Genomic DNA, 17505 nt, shown 5'->3' with positions numbered 1-17505 from the left:
CCTTATGGTGCGACCGAGTTGAAGTCCGTGAAGCCGCTCGGATCGTGTCGCCCGAACGAGCCGTGCTCGAAGATTCCGTGGCCGACCCGGCCGTCCAGCCGGAAGCGCGCCGCGTGGTCGGTGACCCCGTAGCCCGCGAGCGGGTGGGCCTCGGTGAGGTCGTAGGTGCGCCGGTCGGTCCAGCCGCGGCCTTGCCAGGTGCCGTGCTGCCAGTCGTCGGCGGGCGGGTAGCCGGCGCCGAGGGCGAGCGGGGAGGAGGTGAGGATCTCCACCTCCAGCTCCTGCGGTTTGCGCGGGTCGCCGAGGTGGACCAGGGCGCGTTCGGGATGGCGGGTGCCGGAGCGGTAGGTGATCTCCGGTCGCGGCCAGCCGAGTTGGCGGTCGCGGTGGCCGGGGCGGACGAGGGTCGCGTCGTTCAGCGTGCGGTAGCCGTCCGCGTCCTCCTGGACGATCACCATCAGGAACCGGTCCTCGAAGCGGACCGGGCACCAGATCCAGTGGAAGCCCTCGGTCGGGCGCTCCTCGGCGAGCCGGCCGCCCTCCTCCCCCGGTATCGGCCGCACCCCCCAACTGCGGTCACGGGTACCGGTCCACTCCCCCGCGGTGACCCGGAACTCCTCCCCTCCGGCCCGCACGAAACCCTCCACGCTCCCCGCCTGCACGAAGCGCCGCCCCTCCAACGTGAGCCGGTCACCCCGGCGTTGGAGGTGGTGGGGTTCCCAGAGCGCGGGGAAGCCGGCGGTCCAGGTGAGGTCGTACGACAGTGAGTCGTCCCGGGAGACCAGCCGCAGCCGGCCGAGCGGCTCCTCGACCTCGATGCGCAGCGGTCCCACTTCGAGCCGCATGCGGTCCTCGCCGAGGGCGTCGGAGGCGCGGACCGCGTGCAGGGTGTCGCCGGTGCGCAGGGTCGCGTAGGCGTCGATCACGCCGACGTTCGGATAGACGCCGAGGCCGAGGATCAGCAGGGCCCGGCCCTCGTGGTCGAGGACGTGGAAGATGCAGCGGTCGTAGGCGTTCCGGTCGCCCGTGGCCATGTGTTTCATGGAGAGGGGCACCTGGTGCACGGGGTACTCGTCGAGCGGTACGGGGCGGTCGTCGGCCACGCCAAACCTCCCTGGAGACGGCTGGGCTGACGGTACGTCAGATGGACGTGGGTGGCCAGACTCGGTGCGGGGACCGGCACCCGGACCTGGTCGCGGGTGGCCGGGCCCGATGCCGGGACCGGCACCCGACGGGCCGCGAACTCACGCTCGATTCCGTGCATCGGTGACCTGTCCGGTCGCCCCGCGTTGCCCTGGTATGACCCCCACGAGCCCCGCCTACCCGGCGACCGAGAGACGGCGCCATATCTTCGTCCCGGCACCCGCAGGAACGGTTCAGCCTGCGCCGCAGCCGCCGCAGCCGCTGGATCCGCCGATCTACCGCGATCTGCTGCGCACCTGGTCCGACCGCGGCCGCACCCTGCCGGGGCGGTACGACCCGGAGTGGGTCAGGCTGGCCGCCCCGACGGTCGCCCCGGGTCAGTTCAGCGGGTCTCCGGACCCGCTAGGTGGCGGGCGATGACCATCCGCTGGATCTGGTTGGTGCCCTCGACGATCTGCAGGACCTTGGCCTCGCGCATGTAGCGCTCGGCCGGGAAGTCGGCGGTGTAGCCGTACCCGCCGAGGATCTGGACGGCGTCGACGGTGACCTTCATCGCCGTGTCGGTGCAGTGCAGCTTGGCCATGGCCGCCTGCTTGGCGAACGGCCGTCCCGCGTCCCGCAGTCGCGCCGCCGCCAGGTACAGGGCGCGGCCCGCCTCGATCTGGGTCGCCATGTCGGCGAGCATGAACCGCAGCCCCTGGAAGTCGGCGATGGGCCGCCCGAACTGCTCGCGCCCGGTGGCGTATCCGACCGCCTCGTCGAGGGCCGCCTGGGCGAGGCCGATGGCGCAGGCCGCGATGCCGAGCCGGCCGGAGTCGAGCGAGGCCAGCGCGATCGCGAAGCCCTGGCCCTCCTCGCCGAGCCGTCGTTCGTCGCCGACCCGGACCCCGTCGAAGTGGACCTGCGCCGTGGGCGAGCCCTTCATGCCCATCTTCTTCTCGGGCGCCGCGCCGCTGACGCCCTCGGCGTCGCCGGGGACCAGGAAGGCGGTGATGCCCCGGGGGCCCTCCTCGCCGGTGCGGGCCATCACGGTGTAGAAGTCGGCGATGCCGCCGTGCGTGATCCAGGCCTTGGTGCCGGTGATCACCCACTCCTCGCCGTCCCGGACCGCCTTCGTACGCAGGGAGGCCGCGTCGGAGCCGGAGGAGGGCTCGGAGAGGCAGTAGGCGCCGAGCAGTCCGCCGCCGAGCATTGCGGGGAGGTGCTCGACCTGCTGCTGTTTGGTGCCATAGGCCGCGAGCGCGTAGCTGGCGAGGGTGTGCACGCTGACACCGAGGCCGACGGTGAGACGGGCCGCGGCGAGCTCTTCGAGGACCTGGAGGTAGACCTCGTAGGGCTGGTCGCCGCCGCCGTACTCCGAGTCGTAGGGAAGTCCGAGCAGTCCCGACTGCGACAGGAGGGTGAAGACCTCGCGCGGGAAGCGGCCGGAGTCCTCCTCCTGGGCCGCCTTCGGGGCGATCTCGTGCTGCGCGATGTCGCGGACGAGCGAGATCAGCTCCCGGGCCTCGTCCGTGGGCAGTTGCCGGTCCACCGGCTGCGGGGCGCGGTCGGGCATGTCGACGCTCTCCTCCCTGTTTCGGGCACATCGGCGGACGTGCGCCTTGGGTGGACGCGGCGTCGCCGGGTCGTACTGGAGCCTGGCCGGTACTCCGCTTCCGGGTCTCGGAAGCTGCTGACCAGCGGCTGTGCGCTGTGAGTATGCCCGATCCAAGGCAGCCAGTCACCAGTTAACGACCGCTCACTTCAAGACTATCGCGAGCCGCCGACAAGCCCCGCCGCAGCGCCGCCGGGTTGGTCCGCACCACCGCTGGATTGGTCCGCACCATTGACCGAACTGGTCTAGTCCTCCTACTGTTCATTGCCAACGCTTTACCGCGTTCATGCCAATCGCCGTGCGTTCCCCTCTCCCCCAGGAGGAGACACCGATGCACCGTCCGCACTTCTCCCGCGCCCCCTTCCGGGCGCTCCTCTCGGCCGCGTGTTGCGCGGTCCTCGGCGCCGGGCTGCTGGCCGGCGCCACCAACGCCACCGCGAAACCGGCCGCGCCCGCGGCGCAGGCCGCCGCCGGATCCAAGGTCGTCGGCTACTTCACCGAGTGGGGTACCTACGACCGCAAGTACCTCGCCAAGAACGTCGAGACCTCCGGCTCGGCGGCCAAGCTCACGCACATCAACTACGCCTTCGGCAACGTCACCGGCGGCAAGTGCGCCATGGGCGACGCCTACGCGGCGACCGACCGGACCTACACCGCCGCCGAGTCGGTGGACGGTGTCGCCGACACCTGGGACCAGCCGCTGCGCGGCAACTTCAACCAGCTGCTGAAGCTGAAGAAGAAGCACCCGAACCTCAAGATCCTCTGGTCCTTCGGCGGTTGGACCTGGTCCGGCGGCTTCGGCGAGGCGTCGAGGAACCCGGCCGCGTTCGCGCAGTCCTGCTACGACCTGGTGAAGAACTCCAAGTGGGCCGGCGTCTTCGACGGCATCGACATCGACTGGGAGTACCCGAACTCCTGCGGGCTGTCCTGCGACACCAGCGGGCGGGCCGCCTACAAGAACCTGATGTCCGCGCTGCGTTCGAAGTTCGGCTCCTCCAACCTGGTCACCTCGGCCATCACCGCCGACGCCACCGCCGGCGGCAAGATCGACGCGGCCGACTACGCGGGCGCGGCCCAGTACGTCGACTGGTACAACCCGATGACGTACGACTACTTCGGCGCCTGGGCCTCGACCGGACCGACGGCGCCGCACTCGCCGCTGAACTCCTACTCGGGCATCCCGACGGCGAACTACTACACCTCGGCGACCATCACCAAGCTGAGGGGTCTCGGCATCCCCGCCTCGAAGCTGCTGCTCGGCATCGGCTTCTACGGCCGCGGCTGGACCGGCGTCACGCAGGCGACACCCGGCGGCACCGCGACCGGCCCGGCGACGGGCACGTGGGAGGCCGGTATCGACGACTACAAGGTGCTCAAGACCAAGTGCCCGGCGACCGGCACCGTGGCGGGCACCGCGTACGCCAAGTGCGGTAACAACTGGTGGAGTTACGACACCCCGGCGACCATCGGCACGAAGATGACGTACAAGAACCAGCAGGGCCTCGGCGGCACCTTCTTCTGGGAGCTGAGCGGGGACACCACGAACGGCGAGCTGATCAGGGCCATCAACTGACCTTCAACAGAGGGTGACTCGGGGCGGCGGTCCGGCCACGGACCGCCGCCCCGCAGTCAGTCGCTCCGGCGGATCTTCTCCGTCAGGTGTCGCGGCGCGCGGGTGCCGGGGCCGGGTAGGAGGGGTCCAGTTCCTCGGTGGCGCGCATGGCGCCGCCGAGCGATTTGACCAGGATCTCGCGCATGGTCTCGCGGGACAGCGAGGGGCGGTCGATCCAGTCGAGGGTGGCCCCTTCGACACCGCACACCCAGGCGAACAGGCTCATGCGGGGCAGCGGCGCGATGTCGGTACGGCCGTACGCCCCGTCGGCGATGGTCGCGACGATCGCCTCGCGCACCCCGTCCCGGATGGCGTGCACCTCGGCGTCGAAGCCGACGCCACCGCTGACGATCGTGCGGTACGCGGCCTGGTTGTTCTCGGCCCAGCGCAGATAGCTGTCCATCGTGCGCTGGACCCGGTCCACCTGCGGCAGTTCGAGTCCGCTCGCGGCGAAGGTGATCAGGTCGGCGACCGAGTCGTGGATGATCGCCAGGTAGTAGCCGCGCTTGGACTGGAAGTAGTAGTAGATCAGCCCCTTGGCGACATGCGCCTGCCGGGCGATGTCGTCCATCGAGAGCGCGTCGTACGACGTGTCGGCGAACAACTTCCGCCCGATGGCGATGAGTTCGGCGCGGCGCGCCAGCGAGCGCTCCGTGCCGCGCGCCCGTGGGCGGACAGCGTCGCTCTGGTGGCTGATGTTCAAATTCGACCCTGTTTCCAAAGGGCGGTGGGACATCCGCAGTATGGCAGGTCGTATGTGTCAGGTCACAGCAGTCCGAGCTGGGCCACGAGCATCGCGACGACCACGACGAGGGTCCAGCCCATGACGTGCTCCAGGACCTTCGGGCCGTCGTCCTTGGGGCCGCCGGTACGGGCACGGGCGGCGGTGGCTGAGTGTGTCGTCATGGCTGCTCGCTGAGGTCGGATGCATTGGGTGGATTCCCCCCACCGATCCGTCCACCTTGCCACTGATCAGCCCTTTTGCGGCCGAGAGCTTGGTCACATGCGGGTGGGGGCCCCGGTCTCCCGAGGCCCCCACCGGTGCGGTCCGGTCAGCGCACGCCGACCGCGGCGAGCGCCTTGCGCCGGCGGTGGGTGAGATCCGCCGGGAAGTAGAGGTAGCAGACCCCGCCGGTGCCGGAGACGACCTTGCCGGAGGCGTTGTACCGCTTGGTCCTGAGCCAGATGTTCTCGAATTCCCGTCGCTTGTAGACGCGCCGCACCGCCGCGTCGCTCGGCGAGAAGGGGTCGTTGGCGATCACATCGCCGTCGGCCGTGAAGCCGATCACCGTCATCAGGTGCCCCGAGGTTCCGTACCCGGCCCCGGTCAGTTCCTCCTTGAGGAAGGACTGTGACGTTATGGCCGGGATGCCGGCGGCGATCAGCGTCTCCAGGTCGGTCAGCGAGCCGAGGCGGGTGACCACGCCCTGCAGACCCTTGAAGGTGGCCGCGTAGGCCGCGTTGAACGGCCAGTTGCCGCAGCCCGCGTACTGGTAGTCGTAGGTGTAGCGGGCCGCGTGGCACACCTGCGGATCGGCGAACGCCGGGTCCACCCAGGCCAGTTGCGCGGGGGTGAGCCGGCCGCCCCAGTACTCGATGATCATCTGCGAGGAGGTGGGGCTGCACCAGGCCTCGCCGCCGTTGTCGTACTCGGCGTACTGGCCGACGTGGATCTCCTGCGAGTAGCGCGGGACGATCAACTCCTGGGCCAGGCCCGGCGTCGAGGCCGGCACGGTGAAGCGGTCCGGGACGTCGGAGCCCATCGCGCCGAGCCGCCACACCGTGGGCGTGAGCCGGGTGCCGGGCTTGCGGTAGAGGGTCAGCCGCAGCCGGTACGACACCAGGCGCAGCCCTGTGGTGGCGTCGTCGATGGCGAAGGTGTCGGTCCAGACGGTGCTCTTGCCGTCGGTCTGGTCGTCGACCGAGGTCCGCTTGATGTCCCCGTCACCGGCGGCCCAGCGGCCCATGACGTACCAGGGCGTGGCCGTGCCGTCGGAGTAGGTCCCGGTCAGCTCGACCTGGAGCCAGGTGCCGGCCGGGGTGTGCGCGTTCCAGGAGGAGATCACCTCGGTCGCCGGGACGGCGAGCCGGTGGACGGGGGACGTCCAGGTCGCGTACTCCCAGGCGGCGGTCGTGCCGGTGTGCGGGTCGGTGTAGTCGGTCGTACCGGCCGGCTTCGCGATCACCACGCCGGGCCGGGCGCCCGCGAGAGCCCGGGCCCCCTTGGCGCTACCACCGCGCCAGTCGGTGTACGTCGTCCAGGCCCGGTAGTCGACCTGGCGGCCCTGCCGAGCCGGGGTGTCGGCGGCGTCCGCGGAGTCGGTCGCGTCGGCGGCGACCGCGGGCCCGGCGCTGCCCACCACGGCCGCGGCGACGGCGGCGGCCAGGACGGTTCTGCGGGACGGCTGTTCGGCTCTGCTCATAGGTGGAGAGACCCCCGTGTGTCCGATTCGATGCTGGTCCCATGCACGGTGTGCTGCACGGTTGTGGGCCAACTATGACCGCAGGTGACAGCTCCTGACAGCACTTTCGTCCATGGCACGCCCACGAATATTGGTCTCGACCACTGGAGTGACCGACTCGGTGGCGCGGCGGGGAACGTCCCCGGGAACCCCTTCCCGAACACCCCCGTGAGACACTGCTCACCGCTCAGCTCATATCAGCCCATTTCATCACCGCACAGCCAAGGATCAGCCATCCACGAGCTCGCCTCCCGACTCCGTCGCCTCCCCGCCTCCTGCGGCCCGGTCCGCCTGGTCGCGGTCGACGGGCACGCCGGCTCCGGAAAGACCACGTTCGCCGGGGAGTTGAGCCGTGCCCTCGACGACGCCCCGGTGCTGCACCTCGACGACATCGCCAGCCACGACGAGCCGTTCGCGTGGACCCGGCGACTGCTGACGCAGGCGCTCGAGCCGCTGCACCGCGGCGAGACCGCCGAGTACAACCCCTACGACTGGCACACCCGCCGCTTCGGACCGCCCCGCAGGCTCCCACCCGCCGCGGTCGTCCTGATCGAGGGCGTCGGCGCGGGCCGCCGCGCACTGCGCCCGCATCTGGCGTGTCTGCTGTGGATGGAGTTGCCCGCCGAGGAGTCGTGGACACGAGGACGCCGGAGGGACGGGGAGGAACAGCGGGAGTTCTGGGGCGAATGGGTCTCGGCGGAGCGCCTGCATTTCGCCGAGGATCCTTCACGGCCCTTCGCCGACGCCCTGGTACGGCAGTGTCCGAAGGGGTACGAGGTGCTCCAGGGGCCGATGAACACCTCTGGACCGGACCAGGAACTCACGCTGGGTGACGGACCATCCGCATTGTGCTGAACTTGTGAAGACGCCTGTTCGGCAACTTACCGGAGTGCCTCAACTCGGCTTGACCGGGGGGCCGTACAGGACTTACGTTCTGAATGTGCGGCCATGCGAAGCCGCCCAGAAACGCGAAGCCCCCGGTTGTTCCCCCGTGATCGGGGGCTTCGTTCTGCCCGCGTCCCGCCATCCGGACGCTGTACGGCGCAATTCGCTCACGCACGGTGACCGTTCCCGATGCGCCCCATCTGCTCCCACCTCGTCAAACGGCCTGTGCGGCACCCTACGGCGGGCGACACCTGCGCAGGTACGATGCCCTCGGTGCGACCTTCGGACGGCTGCGCGCACCGCAACTCCGGTCCGCGGCACGGCGGTTCGATCAAGGAGGTCGACGGGCAACGGCCCGCCGGCCAACCGACGGGGGCACGGTTTGTGGGGGACGTGATGGACTTCGGCACGCGGGGCCCCGAGGCCCCGGCCGACCTCGCCTGGCTGCGAGGTGTGGATGCCTACACGATGGGCGCCTATCCGCAGGCGGAGGAGGAGTTCCGGGCCGCGGTGCGGATGGATCCCGGGATGGCCGACGGATGGCTCGGTCTGCACGCGCTGCGCGTCGACACGACGACCGCGCTGCTGCGGATGTTCCGGCACCGCGACCGCTTCGGCGAACAGCGCGCCCGGCACCGGCGCTCCCTCAACTCCTGGTACTGGCTGGGCTGGTGGGTGCAGCCCGTGCTGGAGAGCCCGCGCGATCTGCTGCTCGCGCACGCCTCGCACTGGCTGGACGGACGGCATGTCCCCGAACTGGACCGGGCCCTGGCGGGCCTGCCGCCGGTGGACGCCGACCACCAGGTCCGCTTCCTGCACGCCTGCCGGGCCTACCTGGTCAAGGACTGGGAGCAACTCGTCCGGCACACCGACCCGTTGATCGACGACGCCCTGCTCGGCATCGAGGCGGGCCTGTTCGGCGGCATGGCCCGGGTCCGCCTGGAGATGTACGGCCAGGCCGAGCCGCTGCTGGCGTCCGCGCTGATGCGCTGTCGCAGCGAACAGCCGCAGCGCAAGGAGCTGCGCTACTGGCTCGCCCGGGCCCACGAGGGCACCGGCCGCTCCGCCGCCGCACTCCCCCTCTACCGGGCCGTGCACCGCGTCGACCCCGCCTTCATGGACACCTCGGCCCGGCTCGCGGCGATCTCCGAGGGCGACGGGTACGACGAGGCCACCGACCTCGCGGCGATCACCCTCTCCGGCGGCGCGGACGCGCTGGAGGGACCGGACAGCCTGGACCCGCTCTTCGGCGTCGAGGGCCGCGACCTTCGGCTGTCCGAGCCGGAGTTGCCGCCCACCGGTCCGCTGCCGTCGGTGATCGATCCGACCGTGCGGGAGAAGAACGCCACGTCGTCGTCGGCGCTGCCCACCGGTCCGACCGACCCCGCGTTACTCGAGGAGGCGCTCGCCGAACTGGAGCGCATGGTGGGCCTGGAGCCCGTGAAACGCCAAGTCAAGGCGCTGTCGGCGCAGTTGAACATGGCCCGACTGCGGGCCGGGCAGGGCCTGCCGGTCCAGCCGCCCAAGCGGCACTTCGTCTTCTCCGGGCCCTCCGGCACCGGCAAGACCACGGTCGCCCGCATCCTGGGCCGCGTCTTCTACGCGCTGGGCCTGCTCGGCGGCGACCATCTCGTGGAGGCCCAGCGCGCCGACCTGGTCGGCGAGTATCTCGGGCAGACCGCCGTGAAGGCCAACGAGCTGATCGACTCCGCCATCGGCGGGGTCCTTTTCGTCGACGAGGCGTACTCGCTCTCCAACTCCGGTTACGGCAAAGGGGATGCGTACGGCGACGAGGCGTTGCAGGTGCTGTTGAAGCGGGCGGAGGACAATCGCGACCACCTGGTGGTGATACTGGCCGGGTATCCCGAGGGGATGGACCGGTTGCTCGCCGCGAACCCCGGTCTGTCGTCGCGCTTCACGACCCGGGTCGACTTCCCGTCCTACCGTCCCCTCGAACTCACCTCCATCGGCGAGGTGTTGGCGGCGGAGAACGGTGACGTGTGGGACGAGGAAGCTCTTGACGAGCTGCGGTCCATCGCGGGGCACGTGGTGGATCAGGGGTGGATCGACGAACTCGGCAACGGGCGGTTCCTGCGCACGCTTTACGAGAAGAGCTGCGCGTATCGGGATCTTCGGCTGTCGACGTATCCGGGTGTGCTGACGCGCGATGATCTGTCGACGTTGCGGCTGCCGGATCTCATGCAGGCGTACGGAGAGGTGTTGTCCGGGCGGGGGCCGCAGGACCCTGCCGGGATGTAGGCGGTCGCGAGAGCTCGGTTGGTTCTGTGTGATGCGCGGCTGCAGGTGCGTGGGGGCTGGTCGCGCAGTTCCCCGCGCCCCTGGGTGGGTGCGGGGGAACTGCGTCGGTCGGCACCGCCTGCTTCAGCGCGCCAAGGCCTGCTCCGAGTCGGCGGTGGTCGAAGCCTGCTCCGCGTTGTCGCTCGCGCGCGGCTCCGTCACCTTGACCTCCGGAGTCTCTCGGTGCGCCGGGTCCGTGACCTCGCCCACCAGGAGTTCCAGAACGTCCTCCAGAGCCACCAGTCCCAGTACCTTGCCGGAGTTGTCCGCGATCTGGGCGAGGTGGGTGGCCGCCCGGCGCATGACGGTGAGGGCGTCGTCCAGGGGGAGTTCGGCCCGCAGAGTCGTCATCGGGCGCCACAGTTGCTGCGGCACCGCGCGGTCGGAGTCCTCCAGGTCCAGGACGTCCTTCACGTGCAGGTAGCCCATGAAGGCGCCGTTGTCGGCGGCGATCGGGAAGCGGGAGTAGCCGGTGCGGCCGGTGAGTTCGACGATCTTCCCCGGCGTGACCGAGGGGCTGACCGTGATCAGGGACTCGCGCTTGAGGAGTACGTCCGTCACCGGGCGGGAGCCCAGCTCCAGGGCGTCCTCCAGGCGCTCCTGCTCCTCGGGGTCGAGCAGGCCCGCCTGACCGGAGTCCTCCACCAGGCGGTTGAGCTGCTCGCTGGTGAAGACCGCCTCGACCTCGTCCTTGGGCTCGACACCGAAGAGCCGCAGGATGGCCCCCGCGCAGGCGCCGAGGGCGACGGTGATGGGCCGGCACACGCGGGCGAAGGCGACCAGGCCGGGGCTGAGCCACAGCGCGACCTTCTCCGGGGCCGCCATCGCGAGGTTCTTCGGGACCATCTCGCCGATCACGAGGTGGAAGAAGACGACGGCGGCGAGCGCGATGACGTAGCCGAGCGGGTGGATCATGCCGTGCGGCAGGTGGACCCACTCGAAGACCGGCTCCAGCAGGTGGGCGACCGTCGGCTCGGCGACCGCGCCCAGGGTCAACGAGCAGACGGTGATGCCGAACTGGGCCGCGGCCATCATCTGCGGCAGCCGCTCCAGGCCGTACAGCACCTGGCGGGACCGGGCCGTGCCGAGCGGTTCGATCTGGCTGCGGCGCACGGAGACGAGGGCGAACTCGGCGCCGACGAAGAAGCCGTTGGCGAGCACGAGCAGTCCGGCGAACAGGAGTTGGAGCACGCTCATCGGGCGACCTCCACGACCGACCCGGTCCGCACCAGGCGGACTCGTTCGGCGCGGTAGTGGCCGACGCGGCGCACGGTGAGCCGCCAGCCGGGCAGTTCGGCCCGGTCGCCGGCGGCCGGGATCCGGCCGAGCAGGTCGGCGACGAGACCGGCGACGGTCTCGTACGGGCCCTCGGGCACATCCAGGCCTATGCGTTGCAGGATGTCGACCCGGCAGCTGCCGTCGGCGTCCCACGCGAGCCTGCCGTCCTCCGGCGGAGCGGCGGCGAGTTCGGGCACGTCCTGCCCGTCGTGCTCGTCGCGGACCTCGCCGACGATCTCTTCGACGATGTCCTCCAGCGTGACCACGCCGGCCGTGCCGCCGTACTCGTCGACGACGACCGCGATGGGCTGCTCGCTGCGCAACTGGCTGAGCAGCGGCTGCACCGGCAGGGTCTCGGGGACCAGCAGCGCCGGGCGGGCGATGCGGCCGACGGGCGTGCGCAGGCGGTCGTGCGCGGGGACCGCGAGGGCGTCCTTGAGATGGACCATGCCGACGACCTCGTCGATCTTCTCCCGGTAGACGGGGAAGCGGGACAGGCCGGTGGCGCGGGTCAGGTTGACCACGTCCTCGGCGGTCGCCGACGACTGGAGCGCGCTCACCTTCACGCGCGGGGTCATCACGTGCTGCGCGGTCAGTTCGGCGAGCGACAGGGTCCGTACGAAGAGGTCGGCCGTGTCCTGTTCCAGGGTGCCGGCCTGGGCCGAGTGGCGGGCGAGGGAGACGAGTTCGCCCGGGGTGCGGGCGGAGGCCAGCTCCTCGGCGGGCTCGACGCCCAGGGCCCGCACCAGGCGGTTGGCCACGGTGTTCAGCGCGGCGATGACCGGGCGGAACAGCCGGGCGAAGGCGTGCTGCGGGCCCGCGACGAAGCGCGCGACCTGCATGGGCTTGGACACCGCCCAGTTCTTGGGCACGAGTTCGCCGATCACCATCTGCACGGCCGAGGCCAGCAGCATGCCGACGATCACCGAGACGCTCGGGACTGCCCCTTCGGGCAGGCCGATCGCGGTGAACGGGCCGTGCAGCAGCTCGGCGAGCGCCGGTTCGGCCAGCATGCCGACGACGAGGGAGGTGATGGTGATGCCGAGCTGGGTGCCGGAGAGCTGGAAGGAGAGTTCTTTGAGGGATTCCGCGACTCTGCGGGCCCTTCGGTCGCCCTCGGCCGCGGCCTTCTCGGCGTCCGTCGACTCGACCGTGACCAGGCCGAACTCGGCCGCCACGAAGAAGCCGTTGGCGAGGATCAACAGGAATGCCGCTCCGAGAAGCAGCAAGGGGATGGTCATGATGCCGCCGCCTCGATATGTCGTGAGGGGGCGGCGCAGGTACTACAGGACGATCCGTCCATCGCTGGAGGGAGTCACTCCTCGGGTAGCAGGGGGCCTCTGAGGACCGGTGGGAACATCAGTGGCGGAGGCGCAACGAAAACGCCTCCGCCAACAGATTAATCAAGACATGGGTCTCTAGGGCAGATCCCTTGTCGAGCGGGCTTCGGCGAGCGCCCTCAGGGCGCGCGCGTCGGCGATGGCGTGCTGCTTGGCGATGCCCGGCTGGATGCCGAGCGCGGGCAGGCTGGTGCCGTCGCTGAGGTTGAGGAACACCCAGGGGTCGCCCGGCCGCAGGTTGACCTGCAAAATCTCCGCCCAGGCGAGCCGGCGGCGGCTGGCGATGTTGACCACGGTCACCCCGGCCTCGTCGGCGACGACCTTCACCCGGGCGAGCATCGCGAGGACACCGAAGAGCAACGCGGCCGTGACGATGAAACTCAGCCGTTCACCGGGGCCGAGCTGCTCCAGGAGCATCGCGACCGTCGTGATGACCACGAAGATCACGGCACCGGCGACGAGCAGCACGGCACGGGTACGGCCCGGCCGGAAGGTGACGGGGAGAACAGGCAGATCGGACATGACTCGTACGTCCCTCAGAGCCGGCAGGCGTGGATCGCCGTGGTCAGGATGGCGCGCGCGCCGATGTCGTACAGGTCGTCCATGATCCGCTGGGCCTCCTTGGAGGGCACCATGGCACGGACGGCGACCCAGCCCTCGTTGTGCAGCGGGGAGACGGTCGGCGACTCCAGACCCGGGGTCAGCGCGACGGCCTTCTCCAGCTGCTCGACGCGGCAGTCGTAGTCCATCATCACGTACGTGCGGGCCACCAGGACGCCCTGGAGGCGGCGCAGGAACTGCTGCACCTTCGGCTCGGCGGCCTCGTCGGCGTCCGCGCCGGTGCGGCGGATCACGATCGCCTCGGACTTCATGATCGGCTCGCCGAAGACCTCCAGGCCCGCGTTGCGCAGGCTGGTGCCGGTCTCGACGACGTCCGCGATGACCTCGGCGACACCCAGCTCGATGGCGGTCTCGACGGCGCCGTCCAGGTGCACGACGGAGGCGTCGACGCCGTTGTCGGCGAGGTACTTGGCGACGATCCCCTCGTAGGAGGTGGCGACCGTCTTGCCCTTGAGGTCCGCGAGGGTGTTCGCGGCGCCCGGCTTGGAGGCGAAGCGGAACGTGGAGCGGGCGAAGCCGAGCGGCAGGATCGCCTCGGCGCTCGCGCCGGAGTCGATCAGCAGGTCGCCGCCGGTGATGCCGATGTCGAGGCGGCCGGAGGAGACGTAGATCGCGATGTCACGGGGGCGGAGGTAGAAGAACTCCACCTCGTTGACCGGGTCGACGATCCGCAGTTCCTTGGACTCGCGGCGCTGCTGGTAGCCGGCCTCATGGAGCATGTCCGCCGCAGGTCCTGAGAGGGAACCCTTGTTGGGGACGGCGATGCGCAGCATGAGGTCGGCTTCCTTCGCGTGACGGGTTTGTACGGGTTTACGGGGAACCAGGAGACTTGCAGGCCTGGAGACTTACAGGTGGGCGTAGACGTCGTCCAGCGAGATTCCGCGGGCGACCATCATCACCTGGACGTGGTACAGCAGCTGCGAGATCTCCTCGGCGGCCGCTTCCTTGCCCTCGTACTCGGCGGCCATCCAGACCTCGGCGGCCTCTTCGACGACCTTCTTGCCGATGGCATGGACGCCCTTGCCGACCAGTTCTGCGGTGCGGGAAGTGGCGGGGTCGCCGGTGGCGGCCTTGTGCTGGAGCTCGGTGAAGAGCTCCTCGAACGTCTTATTGGACATGATGGGGCTAAGCCTATGCGCAAGTGCGCGGCCCTTACCTCCAGGGTTCAGATACTGAGCGGAGCGTGGCCGCCGTCGCCACCGCCGCCGTCACCGCCTCGTGTCCCTTGTCCTCGTTGGAGCCCGCGAGGCCCGCCCGGTCCAGGGCCTGCTCCTCGGTGTCGCAGGTCAGTACGCCCATGCCGACGGGGACGCCGGTCTCGACCGAGACCTGGGTGAGGCCCTGCACGACGCCCTGGCACACGTACTCGAAGTGGGGGGTGCCGCCGCGGATGACGACGCCGAGGGCGACGATCGCGTCGTAGCCCCGGCCCGCCAACACCTTTGCCACGACCGGGAGTTCCCAGCTGCCGGGGACCCGGAGCAGGGTCGGCTCGTCGATGCCCAGGTCGTGCAGGGCGCGCAGGGCGCCGTCCACCAGTCCGTCCATCACCTTCTCGTGCCACTGTGCCGCGATCACGGCGACCCGCAGGTCTCCGACGTTGCGTACGGACAGGTCCGGTGCGCCCTTGCCGCTCACGTTCTCTTGTCTCCTCTGTGCCGGCCCGGGCCGGCTCGAATGATCTTGCGGTTACTGGTTGTTGCAGGTGGAGAGGGGTGCCGTGGGGGCCGCGTCCAGCCAGGGCAGGTCGTGGCCCATCCGGTCCCGCTTGGTGCGCAGGTAGCGGAGGTTGTGCTCGCCCGCCTGTACGGGCATCGGCTCTCGGCCGGTGACCTTGAGCCCGTGCCGCAGCAACGCGTCCGTCTTGTCGGGGTTGTTGGTCATCAGCCGCACGCTGCGCACCCCGAGGTCCTCCAGGATCTGCGCGCCGGCGCCGTAGTCCCGGGCGTCGGCGGGCAGGCCGAGTTCGAGGTTGGCGTCGAGGGTGTCGCGGCCGCGCTCCTGGAGCTCGTACGCCCGGAGCTTGGACAGCAGGCCGATGCCGCGGCCCTCGTGGCCGCGCAGGTAGACCACCACGCCTCGGCCCTCCTCCTGGATGCGCTCCAGGGAGGCCTCCAGCTGGGGGCCGCAGTCGCAGCGCAGGGAGTGGAAGACATCGCCGGTCAGGCACTCGGAGTGGACGCGGACCAGGACGTCCTCGCCCTCGCCGATCTCGCCGTGGACGAGGGCGACGTGCTCGACGCCGTCGACGGTGGAGCGGTAGCCGTACGCCGTGAACTCGCCGTGCTTGGTGGGCAGGCGGACCTCGGCCTCGCGGCGGACGGTGGGCTCGGCGGCCTGGCGGTAGGCGATCAGGTCCTCGATGGAGATGATCGTCAGGCCGTGCTTGCGGGCGAACGGGATCAGTTCGGGCAGGCGCAGCATGCGGCCGTCCTCGCCGGCGATCTCGACGATGGCGCCGGCCGGGCGCAGGCCCGCGAGGCGGGCGAGGTCGACGGCGGCCTCGGTGTGGCCGTTGCGGGTCAGCACGCCGCCGTCCCGCGCGCGCAGCGGGAAGATGTGGCCGGGGCGGACGAGTTCGTCGGCCTGGGCCGTGCCGCTGGCGAGCAGCCGGAGCGTGGTCGCGCGGTCGGCGGCCGAGATACCGGTGGTCACACCGTGAACGGCCGAGGCGTCGACCGACACTGTGAACGCGGTTTTCATCGACTCGGTGTTGTCCTCGACCATCTGCGGGAGCCGGAGCCGGTCCAGCTCGGCGCCCTCCATGGGGGCGCAGATCAGGCCGCGGCACTCGCTCATCATGAAGGCGACGATCTCGGGCGTGACCTTCTCGGCGGCGACGACGAGGTCGCCCTCGTTCTCGCGGTCCTCGTCGTCGACGACCACGATCGGGCGGCCGGCCGCGATGTCGGCGATGGCCTGCTCGACCGGGTCGAGGGACCAGTCCTCGATGCCGTCTGTGCTGTAGAGAATCGGTGCCGATGTCATGCCGGCGCTCCTTCCAGGACGGGCCGCGCGCCGTCGCGGGAGCGCAGCCACCAGTCGCGCATGCCCCACAGGACGAGTGCGCCGTAGATGACGTAGACGAAGCCGGAGAAGGCGTAGCCGTTGGCGAAGTTGAGGGGGACGCCGACGAGGTCGACCAGGAGCCAGGCGAACCAGAACTCGACCATGCCGCGCGCCTGGGCGTACATGGCGACGACGGTGCCGACGAAGATGTAGGCGTCCGGCCAGGGGTCCCAGGACAGGGTCGGGTAGGCCTTGAAGAGCAGGGCCACCGCGACCGTGCCGACGGCGGCGGCGCCGATCATCGCGCCGCGCTCGCGCCAGGTGGCGAACCGCGGGGCGATGTGACCGTCACCGCCGTTTTCGGCCGTGCCCTTGTTGCGGTTCCACTGCCACCAGCCGTACAGCGCGACGACCATGACGACGGCCTGCTTGCCGGCGCTGCCGGTCAGGTGGCCGTAGAAGGCGCCGAAGAGGATGAGGCCGGAGGCGAACTGCACCGGCCAGCTCCACAGGTTGCGCCGCCAGCCGAGGGCCAGGGCGATCAGGCCGAGGATGTTGCCGATCATGTCCGACCAGAGGATGTGCTGGCCGAACAGGACGAAGGCCTCCGAGTTGAGGGAGTTCACCTGCCCGCTCCCTGACTCGACGCGAGCAGCCGCTCGACGTACTTGGCGACGATGTCCACCTCGAGGTTGACCGGGTCGCCGGGCTGCTTGAGGCCGAGCGTGGTCAGGGCGAGGGTGGTGGGGATCAGGCTGACGGTGAAGTAGTCCGGGCCCGCGTCGACGACGGTGAGACTGATGCCGTCGACGGTGATGGAACCCTTCTCCACGACGTACCTGGCCAGGTCCGCGGGGAGGGAGATCTTGATGATCTCCCAGTTCTCGGACGGCTTGCGCTCCAGCACCGCGCCGGTGCCGTCCACGTGCCCCTGCACGATGTGCCCGCCCAGGCGGTCGCCCACGGCGGTGGGGCGTTCGAGGTTGACGCGGGAGCCGACGGCGAGGGCACCGAGGCTGGAACGGTTGAGGCTCTCGGCCATGACGTCGGCGGTGAACTCGTCACCCTCGTGCTCGACGACGGTGAGACAGACCCCGTTCACGGCGATGGAGTCGCCGTGCTTCGCTCCGTCGGTGACGACGGGGCCGCGCAGACGGAAGCGGGACGAGTCGCCGAGATTCTCGACGGCGGTGACCTCACCCAGCTCTTCGACGATTCCGGTGAACACTTCCCGGGTCCTCCTGCCACATCGGGCACGGACTC

The 17505-nt window shown here is 70.3% G+C and carries 17 protein-coding genes; 3 read left to right on the top strand and 14 right to left on the bottom strand.

Translation table 11 applies throughout. The features are described 5' to 3' along the window. Window positions 1–2 precede the first annotated feature (2 nt). Together ACIP6U_RS32840 and ACIP6U_RS32835 are read right to left on the bottom strand one after the other, a co-directional pair. Window positions 3–1103: a hypothetical protein gene (locus tag ACIP6U_RS32840; RefSeq protein ID WP_401725431.1), complete on the bottom strand. Its 1101-nt coding sequence runs from the start codon at window positions 1101–1103 to the stop codon at window positions 3–5. A gap of 422 nt (window positions 1104–1525) precedes the next feature. After that, on the bottom strand, window positions 1526–2698 hold the full coding sequence (locus ACIP6U_RS32835) for an acyl-CoA dehydrogenase family protein (protein WP_401725428.1): 1173 nt from the start codon (window positions 2696–2698) through the stop codon (window positions 1526–1528). Window positions 2699–3068: 370 nt separating this feature from the next. On the opposite strand from ACIP6U_RS32835, the gene ACIP6U_RS32830 reads away from it, so the two are divergent. Then, window positions 3069–4310 (top strand): glycoside hydrolase family 18 protein, encoded by a 1242-nt coding sequence (locus ACIP6U_RS32830; protein ID WP_401725425.1) that lies wholly within the window; start codon window positions 3069–3071, stop codon window positions 4308–4310. Between the two features lie 82 nt (window positions 4311–4392). Here the strand turns inward: ACIP6U_RS32830 and ACIP6U_RS32825 are convergent, their stop codons facing one another. The 3 genes from ACIP6U_RS32825 to ACIP6U_RS32815 all read right to left on the bottom strand — a co-directional run bounded on the left by ACIP6U_RS32825 (window position 4393) and on the right by ACIP6U_RS32815 (window position 6772). Continuing rightward, entirely contained in the window at window positions 4393–5052 is a 660-nt protein-coding gene (locus ACIP6U_RS32825) for a TetR/AcrR family transcriptional regulator (protein ID WP_401725422.1), read from the bottom strand. Between the two features lie 62 nt (window positions 5053–5114). Then, window positions 5115–5255: an SCO1431 family membrane protein gene (locus tag ACIP6U_RS32820; protein ID WP_124002909.1), complete on the bottom strand. Its 141-nt coding sequence runs from the start codon at window positions 5253–5255 to the stop codon at window positions 5115–5117. Window positions 5256–5401: 146 nt separating this feature from the next. Then, on the bottom strand, window positions 5402–6772 hold the full coding sequence (locus tag ACIP6U_RS32815) for a peptidase C39 family protein (protein ID WP_401725418.1): 1371 nt from the start codon (window positions 6770–6772) through the stop codon (window positions 5402–5404). A gap of 243 nt (window positions 6773–7015) precedes the next feature. Between ACIP6U_RS32815 and ACIP6U_RS32810 the strand changes: the two genes are divergently transcribed. Together ACIP6U_RS32810 and ACIP6U_RS32805 are read left to right on the top strand one after the other, a co-directional pair. Further along, on the top strand, window positions 7016–7666 hold the full coding sequence (locus tag ACIP6U_RS32810; protein WP_401725625.1) for a uridine kinase: 651 nt from the start codon (window positions 7016–7018) through the stop codon (window positions 7664–7666). A gap of 426 nt (window positions 7667–8092) precedes the next feature. Beyond that, window positions 8093–9955, top strand: a complete 1863-nt coding sequence (locus ACIP6U_RS32805; protein WP_401725622.1) for an AAA family ATPase — start codon at window positions 8093–8095, stop codon at window positions 9953–9955. Window positions 9956–10078: 123 nt separating this feature from the next. Here the strand turns inward: ACIP6U_RS32805 and ACIP6U_RS32800 are convergent, their stop codons facing one another. From ACIP6U_RS32800 to ACIP6U_RS32760, 9 genes are all read right to left on the bottom strand, one after another. Beyond that, window positions 10079–11191, bottom strand: a complete 1113-nt coding sequence (locus ACIP6U_RS32800; protein ID WP_401725415.1) for a hemolysin family protein — start codon at window positions 11189–11191, stop codon at window positions 10079–10081. Then, on the bottom strand, window positions 11188–12513 hold the full coding sequence (locus ACIP6U_RS32795) for a hemolysin family protein (protein WP_401725414.1): 1326 nt from the start codon (window positions 12511–12513) through the stop codon (window positions 11188–11190). The genes ACIP6U_RS32800 and ACIP6U_RS32795 overlap by 4 nt, the downstream gene beginning before the upstream one ends. A 177-nt stretch (window positions 12514–12690) precedes the next feature. Then, entirely contained in the window at window positions 12691–13134 is a 444-nt protein-coding gene (locus ACIP6U_RS32790) for a PH domain-containing protein (RefSeq protein ID WP_401725411.1), read from the bottom strand. 14 nt (window positions 13135–13148) lie between these two features. Then, window positions 13149–14006 (bottom strand): ATP phosphoribosyltransferase, encoded by an 858-nt coding sequence (gene hisG / locus ACIP6U_RS32785; RefSeq protein ID WP_401725408.1) that lies wholly within the window; start codon window positions 14004–14006, stop codon window positions 13149–13151. A gap of 72 nt (window positions 14007–14078) precedes the next feature. Continuing rightward, entirely contained in the window at window positions 14079–14351 is a 273-nt protein-coding gene (locus ACIP6U_RS32780) for a phosphoribosyl-ATP diphosphatase (protein ID WP_006378313.1), read from the bottom strand. Between the two features lie 34 nt (window positions 14352–14385). After that, a complete protein-coding gene (gene ribH, locus ACIP6U_RS32775; RefSeq protein WP_124002903.1) occupies window positions 14386–14871 on the bottom strand; it encodes a 6,7-dimethyl-8-ribityllumazine synthase in 486 nt (161 codons plus the stop codon). 51 nt (window positions 14872–14922) lie between these two features. After that, entirely contained in the window at window positions 14923–16221 is a 1299-nt protein-coding gene (locus ACIP6U_RS32770) for a bifunctional 3,4-dihydroxy-2-butanone-4-phosphate synthase/GTP cyclohydrolase II (protein ID WP_401725403.1), read from the bottom strand. Beyond that, window positions 16218–16868: a nicotinamide riboside transporter PnuC gene (locus ACIP6U_RS32765; RefSeq protein WP_401725400.1), complete on the bottom strand. Its 651-nt coding sequence runs from the start codon at window positions 16866–16868 to the stop codon at window positions 16218–16220. The genes ACIP6U_RS32770 and ACIP6U_RS32765 overlap by 4 nt, the downstream gene beginning before the upstream one ends. Continuing rightward, window positions 16865–17470 (bottom strand): riboflavin synthase, encoded by a 606-nt coding sequence (locus ACIP6U_RS32760; RefSeq protein WP_124002900.1) that lies wholly within the window; start codon window positions 17468–17470, stop codon window positions 16865–16867. The genes ACIP6U_RS32765 and ACIP6U_RS32760 overlap by 4 nt, the downstream gene beginning before the upstream one ends. Window positions 17471–17505: the final 35 nt, after the last annotated feature.

This window comes from Streptomyces sp. NPDC088794 (assembly GCF_044750545.1).
Taxonomy (GTDB): Bacteria; Actinomycetota; Actinomycetes; order Streptomycetales; family Streptomycetaceae; genus Streptomyces.
This window is presented reverse-complemented; position numbering and strand designations above follow the sequence as displayed.